This window comes from Spongiactinospora gelatinilytica, assembly GCF_003236385.1.
Lineage (GTDB): Bacteria > Actinomycetota > Actinomycetes > Streptosporangiales > Streptosporangiaceae > Spongiactinospora > Spongiactinospora gelatinilytica.
The window spans coordinates 1-8,818 of sequence record NZ_POUA01000332.1 but is presented as its reverse complement, the minus strand read 5'-3'; the positions used below and the strand labels follow the sequence as shown (position 1 = coordinate 8,818).

Here is an 8,818-nt window from a genome sequence, read left to right as displayed (position 1 = left end):
GCCCGCCCGCAGCGCCAGCCACGACTTGACCACCAGCCCCGCCACGGCCAGCAGCAGCGCGACGCCCAGCGCGTACTTCACGGCCCGCTGCACGTCCGCCCCGTCGCCGAACGCGCGCGCCACGAACACCCCGCAGAACGCCGTGGGCACCGACCCGGCGCACAGCCAGCCGACCATCCGCAGGTTGACCGTGCCGCGGCGCAGGTGGACGTACCCGCCCACCGGTTTCATCACCGCCGAGGCCACCAGGTCGCTGGACACCGCGGCCAGCGGCGGCACGTTGAACACCAGGAGCATCATCGGGGTCATCAGCGCGCCGCCGCCCATGCCGGTCAGCCCGACGATGACGGCGACGAAGAACGATCCAACGACCAGCGGCAGGTCCATCAGCGCCTCACCGGATCCAGCCTCCCGAGGTCAGCAGGTCGACGACACGGGAGACCGCGCGGTCGATCGGCATCCCGGTCGTGTCGATCACCAGCTCGGCGTCGTCGGGCTCCTCGTAGGGGTCGGAGACGCCGGTGAACTCGGGGATCAGGCCGGCCCGCGCCTTGGCGTACAGGCCCTTGCGGTCGCGGCGCTCGCACTCGGCCAGCGGGGTCGCGACGTGGATCAGCAGGAAGTCGGCGCCGACCGACTCGACCATCTCGCGCACCTCGGCGCGGGTGGCCGCGTACGGCGCGATGGGCGCGCAGATCGCCAGGCCGCCGTGCCTGGCCACCTCGGCGGCCACGAAGCCGATGCGCCGGATGTTGGCGTCCCGGTCGGCCTTGGAGAAGGTCAGCCCGGCCGACAGCAGCCGCCGTACGACGTCGCCGTCCAGGTAGGTCACCGTGCGGCTGCCGCGTTCCAGCAGCACGTCGTGCAGGCCGCGGGCGATCGTGGACTTGCCCGAGCCGGACAGGCCGGTGAAGAACACCACGAGGCCGCGCCGGTGCGGCGGGCCGGGGATGGCGACCGGGTCGGGGGCGGCCAGGTGCTCGCTCGCGCCGTACGCGTCGGCGACGTGCTCGCGCAGTTCCAGATCGATGGCGACGGGCTCGCGCGGGGCCAGCGGCACCGCGGCGACGGCCGTGCCCGCGGGGAGCCTGTCGCGGGCGGCCAGGGCCGCGCGCACCATGGCGGGCCCGGCCTCGCCGTACGCGAGGGGCAGCAGCAGCACCGTGGCCGAAAGTTCGGCGGCGGTGGCGGTGATCTCGGCGAGCACCGTGTCGTCGAGCGGGCCGCGCATGGTGACCGCGAGCACCGGGCCCTCGCCCAGCTCCTTGCGCACCTCGCCGGGCGGGCGGCGCACCCGCGCGAACGGGCCGTGCTCGGGCCCACCGGCGCCGCCCTCGACCGGGCCGGCCACCCCGTGCGGGCCGCGCTCGGTCACGGTCAGCACGGCCAGCGCCGCGCCCTCGGGGTCGAGCAGCGTGATCCGGTCGCCCGCCTGGGCCGGATGGTCGGCGGGCAGGTGCAGCAGCACCGGGTCGGGCCAGGGCGTGCCGTCGGCGAGCGTGCCGCGTTCCAGCACGGAGTGCGCGTCCGCGTCGCCGAGGAAGCCGGTGAGCGGGTGGAAGGCGCCGGACAGCAGCAGCTCCAGATCGGCCAGCTCGCGGGCGTCGGGGGTCCACTCGAAGGTCGCCGTCATGTGCGCGTCTTATGCTCCGTCGCCATCGAAACCACCGTTGCACCCCTAAATCCCGGCCAACCTACCGCCATGGTCGGGGAGTGTCACCCTAACGACTGACCCCAGCTCACATCAACCCGGGATCGCCCAGGTCAAGGCGTTCAGAGCAGCCGGGCGAACTGGTTCTGTGGCCGGCGGATCACGAACGTCACCTCGTCGTACGCCGCCGTGCGCCGCCCGCCGCTGAGCCGGTCGGTCAGCTTGCAGACCAGCCTGGCCAGCCCGCCCAGCGCGCCGCGCAGCGCCGGACCGCCCACGGCGGTGTGCTCCTCGCTGATCCGCAGCCCGCGGCTCAGGCAGAAGGAGCGGATGCCGTCGCGGGAGGTGATCGGCTCGTAGATCGCGGGCAGCGGCCCGACCGTGCCGGACGGCGTGAAGCCGCGCCAGGCGGCCCGCCGCAGCGGCGCGGGCACCCGGCGGGCCCAGAACCCGTAGGCGGACTCGCGGTCGCGCATCCGGACCATCAGCAGCCAGCCGGGGCGCAGGCCGTTCAGCAGCCGGTCGAGCACCAGCTCGGCGTACCTGATCCGCTCCAGTACGTGCTCGACGTGCACCACGTCGAACGACCTCGGCGGCACCGGGACCGAACGTAGGTCGCCCAGCGCGAACGCGTCGAGGTCGTCGCGGGTCTCCACGACGCGCCGCAGGGCCGGAAGGTCCTCGTCGATGCCGGTGACCCTGGTCTCCATCGGCCGCGCGCCGCCGTACCCCGCCCCGGACGCCGCCTCGGTGGCGCGGAACGGGTCACCGCCCCCGCCGCAGCCGACCGCCAGGACGTCGATCCGCCGCCCCAGATGCTCGGTCCACTGGTCGCGGATCATGCGGTTGAACAGGTCGCCTCGTTCGATGACCGATCTCACCTCGTGCATGTCACCTAGCGTAGTCAATCCGCTCTCGGGAGTCGCGGACACCCGGGTGGCGACGCCGGGCCGACCGGGGGAAGTACCCTGGTATCGAGTAACCCCCGTGCCCGAATTCCTTCGCCGGGGGTAGTCGTGTTGCCATCGTGGGGCTGTGGGGCAATTCTGATGACCCTTTCCGGACTACTCGATCTCGTCGTGGCCGAGGACCGTCTCGCCGGTCTGCTGAACGATGTGCGCGGGGGCGTCGCCTCCGACGTCTCGCTCCTCGCGCCGCCCGCGCTGCGCCCGTTCGCGGCGGCGGCGCTGGCCCGCGAGGGCGCGGCCGGGGGCATGCGCACGGTCCTCGCGGTGACCGCGACCGAGCGCGAGGCCGAAGATCTCGCGGCGGCCCTGGGCAGCCTGCTCGATGAGGCGTCGGTGGCGGTGTTCCCGGCCTGGGAGACCCTGCCGCACGAACGTCTGTCGCCGCGCAGCGACACGGTCGGCAAGCGGCTGGCCGTGCTGCGCCGACTGGCCCATCCGGTGGACGGCGACCTGGCGGCGGGGCCGCTCGGCGTGATCGTCGCGCCGGTCCGCGCGGTGTTGCAGCCGATCGTGGCGGGCCTCGGCGACCGGACCCCGGTACGGCTGCGCTCCGGCGACGACGCCGAGCTGGACGACGTGGTGGCCCGCCTGGTGGAGAACGGTTACCACCGGGTCGACATGGTCGAGCGGCGCGGCGAGGTGGCGGTGCGCGGCGGGCTGCTGGACGTGTTCCCGCCGACGGAGGAGCATCCGCTGCGGCTGGAGTTCTGGGGCGACACCGTCGAGGAGATCCGCTGGTTCAAGGTCGCCGACCAGCGTTCGCTGGAGGTCGCCGAGGACGGCCTGTTCGCCGCGCCCTGCCGGGAACTGCTGCTCACGCCCGAGGTGCGCGCCCGGGCCAAGGACCTCGCCGAACAGCACCCCGCCCTGGCCGAGACCCTGGAACAGCTAGCCGAGGGCTCGCCGGTGGAGGGCATGGAGGCGTTCGCGCCGGTCCTGGCCGGTGACATGGACCTGCTGGTGGACCACCTGCCGGTCCGGTCGGCGGTGTTCGTGTGCGATCCGGAGCGCATCCGCGGGCGGGCCGAGGAGCTGGTCCGCACCAGCCAGGAGTTCCTGGAGGCGTCGTGGATCAACGCGGCGGCGGGCGGCGAGGCCCCCATCGACCTCGGCGCTTCGGCCTTCCGCGGCCTGGACGAGGTCCGCGCCCACGCCCGTGAGCTGGGGCTGCCGTGGTGGTCGATCGCGCCGTTCACCGGTACCGGCGACGACGACGGGGTGACGCTCGACGCGCACGAGGCGGAGTCCTACCGCGGCGACACCCAGCGGGCGCTCGCCGACATCAAGGGCTGGCTGGGCGAGGGCCGCCGGGTGGTGCTGCTCAGCGAGGGCCACGGCCCGGCCGAGCGGATGGTGGAGCTGCTCAAGGGCGTCGACGTGCCGGCCAGGCTGGAGCCGGGGCTGGCCGGTGAGCCGGGCAAGGGCGTGGTCCATGTGACCACGGGCCGGGTGGAGCACGGCTTCGTGACCGAGTCGCTGGCCGTGCTCACGCATCTGGACCTGGTGGGGCAGAAGGCGTCCACCAAGGACATGCGGCGGCTGCCGTCCCGCCGCCGCAACATGGTCGATCCCCTCCAGCTCAAGGTGGGCGACCATGTGGTCCACGAGCAGCACGGCGTGGGCCGGTACATCGAGATGGTCCAGCGCACGGTGCAGGGGGCGACCAGGGAGTACCTGGTCATCGAGTACGCCAAGGGCGACCGGCTGTACGTCCCGACCGACCAGCTCGACGAGGTGACCCGGTACGTCGGCGGCGAGGCCCCGACGCTCAACCGGATGGGCGGCGCCGACTGGGCCAAGGCCAAGTCGCGGGCCAAGAAGGCGGTCAAGGAGATCGCGGGCGAGCTGATCAGGCTCTACAGCGCCCGGATGGCCTCGCCGGGACACCCGTTCGGAACGGACACCCCCTGGCAGCGGGAGATGGAGGACGCCTTCCCCTACGCCGAGACCAACGACCAGCTCGCCGCCATCGACGAGGTCAAGCGGGACATGGAACGCCCGCTGCCGATGGACCGGCTGATCTGCGGCGACGTCGGCTACGGCAAAACCGAGATCGCGGTGCGGGCCGCGTTCAAGGCCGTCCAGGACGGCAAGCAGGTGGCGGTGCTGGTCCCCACGACCCTGCTGGTGCAGCAGCACCTGTCCACGTTCGCCGAGCGCTTCTCCAGCTTCCCCGTGGTGGTCAAGCCGATGTCGCGGTTCCAGACCGACGGCGAGGTCAAGGAGACCATGCGCGGGCTCACCGAAGGCTCGGTGGACATCGTGATCGGCACGCACCGGCTGCTCAGCCCGGAGATCAGGTTCAAGCAGCTCGGGCTGATCATCGTGGACGAGGAGCAGCGGTTCGGCGTGGAGCACAAGGAGGCCATGAAGCACCTGCGCACCCAGGTCGACGTGCTGTCCATGTCCGCCACCCCGATCCCGCGCACCCTGGAGATGGGCCTGACCGGGATCAGGGAGATGTCCACGATCCTGACGCCTCCGGAGGAGCGGCACCCGATCCTCACCTTCGTCGGCCCCTACGACGAGAAGCAGATCGCCGCGGCGGTGCGCCGCGAGCTGATGCGCGACGGCCAGGTGTTCTTCGTCCACAACCGGGTGGCGAGCATCAACAAGACCGCGGCCCGGCTGCACGAGCTGGTGCCGGAGGCCAAGATCGCGGTGGCGCACGGCCAGATGAACGAGAACCAGCTCGAAAAGATCATGGTGGACTTCTGGGAGCGCGACTTCGACGTGCTGGTCTGCACGACCATCGTGGAGTCCGGCCTGGACGTCCCCAACGCCAACACGCTGATCGTCGATCGCGCCGACAGCTACGGTCTGTCCCAGCTCCACCAGCTCCGCGGCCGGGTGGGCCGTGGGCGCGAGCGCGGGTACGCCTACTTCCTCTATCCGCCCGAGCGCCCGCTGACCGAGACCGCGCACGAACGCCTGGCGACCATCTCCCAGCACACCGAGATGGGCGCGGGCATGTACGTCGCGATGAAGGACCTGGAGATCCGCGGCGCGGGCAACATCCTGGGCGCGGAGCAGTCCGGCCACATCGCGGGAGTCGGCTTCGACCTGTACGTGCGGATGATGTCCGAGGCGGTGCAGGAACAGAAGGCCAAGCTGACCGGCGCGCCCGCGGCCGACGGCGAGCGGGCCGATGTCAAGGTCGAGCTGCCGATCAACGCGCACATCCCGCACGACTACGTGACCTCCGAGCGGCTGCGCCTTGAGGCGTACAAGCGGATCGCGGCGATCGGCGCGCAGGAGGACATCGTGGCGGTCCGCGACGAGCTGACCGACCGCTATGGCCGGCCCCCGCAGGCCGTGGAGAACCTGCTGGAGGTCGCCAGGTTCCGGGTCCGCGCCCGCCAGGCCGGCCTGACCGACGTGACCGCGCAGGGCCAGCACGTCAAGTTCGCCCCGGTCAGGCTCGCCGAGTCGCAGCAGGTCCGCCTGCAGCGGCTCTACCCCAAGGCCCTTTACAAGCAGACCGTGCAGACCCTGCTGGTGCCGGTGCCGAAGACCAAGCCGCTGGGCGGGCAGCCGCTGCGCGACCTGGATCTGCTGAAGTGGTGCGGCGACCTGGTCCAGGCGATGTTCCTCGAATCGGTTCCCGTCAAGCAGGCACGGTAAGGTAGGCGGGATTTGTCGGAAGGGATCCCACCGTGAAGACTCCAACGCGTCTGGCCGTGGCCGCGGCGGCCTGCGGCGTCGTCCTGCTCACCGCGTGCTCCCCGATGAAGGCAGGCGCGGCGGCGATCGTCGGCGACCAGCGGATCAGCGTCGCCGAGGTCGAGGACAGCGTCCGTGAGGTGCAGAAGGCACTGCAGGCCGTTCCACAGGCCCAGCAGCAGCTTCCGCGCCCGGTGCCGCAGTCGGTGCTGCTCCAGCTCGTCGAGACCAACAGGTACGCGCAGCTCGCCGAGTCCCAGAAGGTCAGGGTCACCGACGGCGAGATCGACGCCTTCATCGCCAACCAGAGCGGCGGTAACCCGCGCCAGATCGAGCAGGCCCTCCTGGTGCAGGGGGTGCCGCCGTCGCAGAGCCGTGACTACGTGCGCGCCTTCCTCACCGGCCAGAAGCTGATCGTCGAGATGGGCGGCGGCACCGACGACGCGTCCTTGCAGCGCGGCCAGCAGGCGCTCGTGCAGGAGATCCAGAAGGTGCCGGTCACCTTCAACCCCCGCTACGGGCAGTGGGACCAGCAGCAGGGCACGTTCCTGGCGACCGAGCGGTTCGGCAAGGCCCCGCAGCCCCAGCAGGGCGGCCCCGAGCAGGGCATGCCCCAGCAGGGCGGCCCCGAGGGCCAGATGCCGCAGGACGGCTGATCCGGCGGGTGATGCCGACATGCCGCTGATCCTCATCACCACCTCGCCCCGGGTCGCGCCGGGGCTGCTCGGGCACGACGCCTGGCGTCTGCTGCGCGAGGGGCGGGCCTACAGCGGCTCGGCGGACCACCCCTGCCTGCCCTACCTCGCGGAGGCCGGGGTCCAGGTCGAGGTGATCGAACCCGACCCGGCCCGGCTGGTGGCCGAGGCCCGGGCGGGCCAGGTCGTGTGGCTCGCCGCCCAGGACGGCGACTCCGACCTGCTGCGCGCGGTCGGGCACGTGGCCGTCGGCCAGGACGACCCGCCGGCGATCGAGGTCATGCCCGGCTCCTACGACCTGCCCGGCGCGCGGGTGCTCGACCTGGTGGGGGTGATGGACCGGCTGCGCCGCGAATGCCCGTGGGACGCCAAGCAGACCCACGAGACGCTGGTCCCCTACCTGCTCGAAGAGGCGTACGAGGTGCAGGAGACCGTCGAGGAGGACGACTACCCGGCGCTCCGCGAGGAGCTGGGCGACGTGCTCCTCCAGGTCGCCTTCCACTCCCGGCTGGCGATGGAGCGGGCCGACGGCTTCGACATCGACGACGTGGCCGCGGGCATCGTGGACAAGCTGGTACGCCGCCACCCGCACGTCTTCGGGTCGGTCGAGGTCGGCGGGGAGGCGGAGGTCAGTGACAACTGGGAGGTCATCAAGGCCGCGGAGCGGGCCGCCAAGGGCAAGGAGTCGGTCCTTTCCGGCGTGCCGCTCGGCCAGCCGTCGCTGACGCTGGCGGCCAAGCTGCAAAGCCGCGCCGAACGGATCGGCGCGCCCGCCGACCTGCCCGGCGAGGGCGTCTCGGCGCTGGGCGCGCGGCTGTTCGAGCTGGTGCGCCAGGCGCGCGCCGAGGGCCTCGACCCCGAGGCCGAGCTGCGGGCCGCGGCCCGCGCCTACCGCGACCGCGTCCGCGCGTGGGAGCGTACGGCCGGCTGACCGGCCATACCCCGTAAGAGGGAGGCGCCGTGCCCGTGGACGAGCGGATGTCGAACGTGGATCCACTACGCCCGGGAGATCCGTCCGTGCTGGGCGGCTATCGGCTCCTCGGGCTGCTCGGCGAGGGCGGCCAGGGCACGGTCTTCCTGGCCGAGGCCCCCTCGGGCGAGCGCGTCGCGGTCAAGCTGCTGCACGCCAGGCTCGCGGCCGACGCCACGGCGCGCGAGCGGTTCCGGCGCGAGGTGGAGACCGCGCGCCGGGTCGCCAGGTTCTGCACCGTCCCGGTGCTCGACGCCGACGTGCGCAACGATCGCCCGTACGTGGTGAGCGAGTTCGTCGACGGCGTTCCGCTGGACCGGCTGGTCCGCGAGCGGGGCCCGATCGGCGGCGACGAGCTGATGCGCGTCGCGGTCGGTACGGCGACGGCCCTGGCCGCGATCCACCGCGCGGGGGTGGTCCACCGTGACTTCAAGCCCAGCAACGTCCTGGTGGCCGCCGACGGGCCGAGGGTCATCGACTTCGGCATCGCCCGCGCATTGGACATGGCCACGGCCACGACCACCAGTTCGGTGATGGGCACCCCGGCCTACACCTCGCCCGAGCAGATCTCCGGCCACCCGGCGAGCCCGGCCTCCGACGTGTTCGCCTGGGCGATCACGATGGTCTTCGCGGCCAGCGGACGCCCGGCGTTCGGGGCCCAGACGATCCCCGCGGTGCTCAACCGCATCCTGAACACCCCTCCCGACCTCTCAGAGGTCCCGGAGGGCCCCTTACGCCACCTGCTGGACAGATGCCTGGTCAAGGACCCTTCCGGGCGCCCTACGGCCGCTGAGGCGCTGTTGAGGCTGATCGACTCGGCAGAAGCCCCGAACGCCCCCACCGCCTCGAAAGTCCCGAGGGCCCCGAGGAC

The 8,818-nt window shown here is 72.4% G+C and carries 7 protein-coding genes; 4 read left to right on the top strand and 3 right to left on the bottom strand.

Going from position 1 to position 8,818, the window contains the following annotated elements; translation table 11 throughout:
- The 3 genes from C1I98_RS30445 to C1I98_RS30435 all read right to left on the bottom strand — a co-directional run.
- On the bottom strand, positions 1–387 hold a 387-nt coding region (locus C1I98_RS30445; RefSeq protein ID WP_146607722.1), incomplete at its 3' end, for a sulfite exporter TauE/SafE family protein.
- A 7-nt stretch (positions 388–394) separates the two neighbouring features.
- A complete protein-coding gene (cysC, locus tag C1I98_RS30440) occupies positions 395–1,633 on the bottom strand; it encodes an adenylyl-sulfate kinase (RefSeq protein ID WP_111170830.1) in 1,239 nt (412 codons plus the stop codon).
- Between the two features lie 140 nt (positions 1,634–1,773).
- A complete protein-coding gene (locus C1I98_RS30435; RefSeq protein WP_111170829.1) occupies positions 1,774–2,541 on the bottom strand; it encodes a class I SAM-dependent methyltransferase in 768 nt (255 codons plus the stop codon).
- A 159-nt stretch (positions 2,542–2,700) separates the two neighbouring features.
- Between C1I98_RS30435 and mfd the strand changes: the two genes are divergently transcribed.
- The 4 genes from mfd to C1I98_RS30415 all read left to right on the top strand — a co-directional run.
- Complete coding sequence (mfd, locus tag C1I98_RS30430) at positions 2,701–6,243, top strand: transcription-repair coupling factor (protein WP_111170828.1); 3,543 nt, start codon at positions 2,701–2,703, stop codon at positions 6,241–6,243.
- A 32-nt stretch (positions 6,244–6,275) separates the two neighbouring features.
- Positions 6,276–6,938 carry a SurA N-terminal domain-containing protein gene (locus C1I98_RS30425; protein ID WP_146607721.1) on the top strand — a complete coding sequence of 221 codons (663 nt, stop codon included), beginning with the start codon at positions 6,276–6,278 and terminating at the stop codon, positions 6,936–6,938.
- A 19-nt stretch (positions 6,939–6,957) separates the two neighbouring features.
- On the top strand, positions 6,958–7,908 hold the full coding sequence (locus C1I98_RS30420) for a nucleoside triphosphate pyrophosphohydrolase (protein ID WP_111170826.1): 951 nt from the start codon (positions 6,958–6,960) through the stop codon (positions 7,906–7,908).
- 29 nt (positions 7,909–7,937) lie between these two features.
- Positions 7,938–8,818 (top strand): serine/threonine-protein kinase (locus C1I98_RS30415; RefSeq protein ID WP_233508320.1); only part of this gene is annotated, 881 nt, incomplete at its 3' end.

Excerpts from the sequence above, each read along its gene's own strand:
- cysC (WP_111170830.1), bottom strand. The coding sequence starts at position 1,633 with ATGACGGCGACCTTCGAGTGGACCCCCGACGCCCGCGAGCTGGCCGAT.
- C1I98_RS30435 (WP_111170829.1), bottom strand. The coding sequence starts at position 2,541 with ATGCACGAGGTGAGATCGGTCATCGAACGAGGCGACCTGTTCAACCGC.
- mfd (WP_111170828.1), top strand. The coding sequence starts at position 2,701 with ATGACCCTTTCCGGACTACTCGATCTCGTCGTGGCCGAGGACCGTCTC.
- C1I98_RS30420 (WP_111170826.1), top strand. The coding sequence starts at position 6,958 with ATGCCGCTGATCCTCATCACCACCTCGCCCCGGGTCGCGCCGGGGCTG.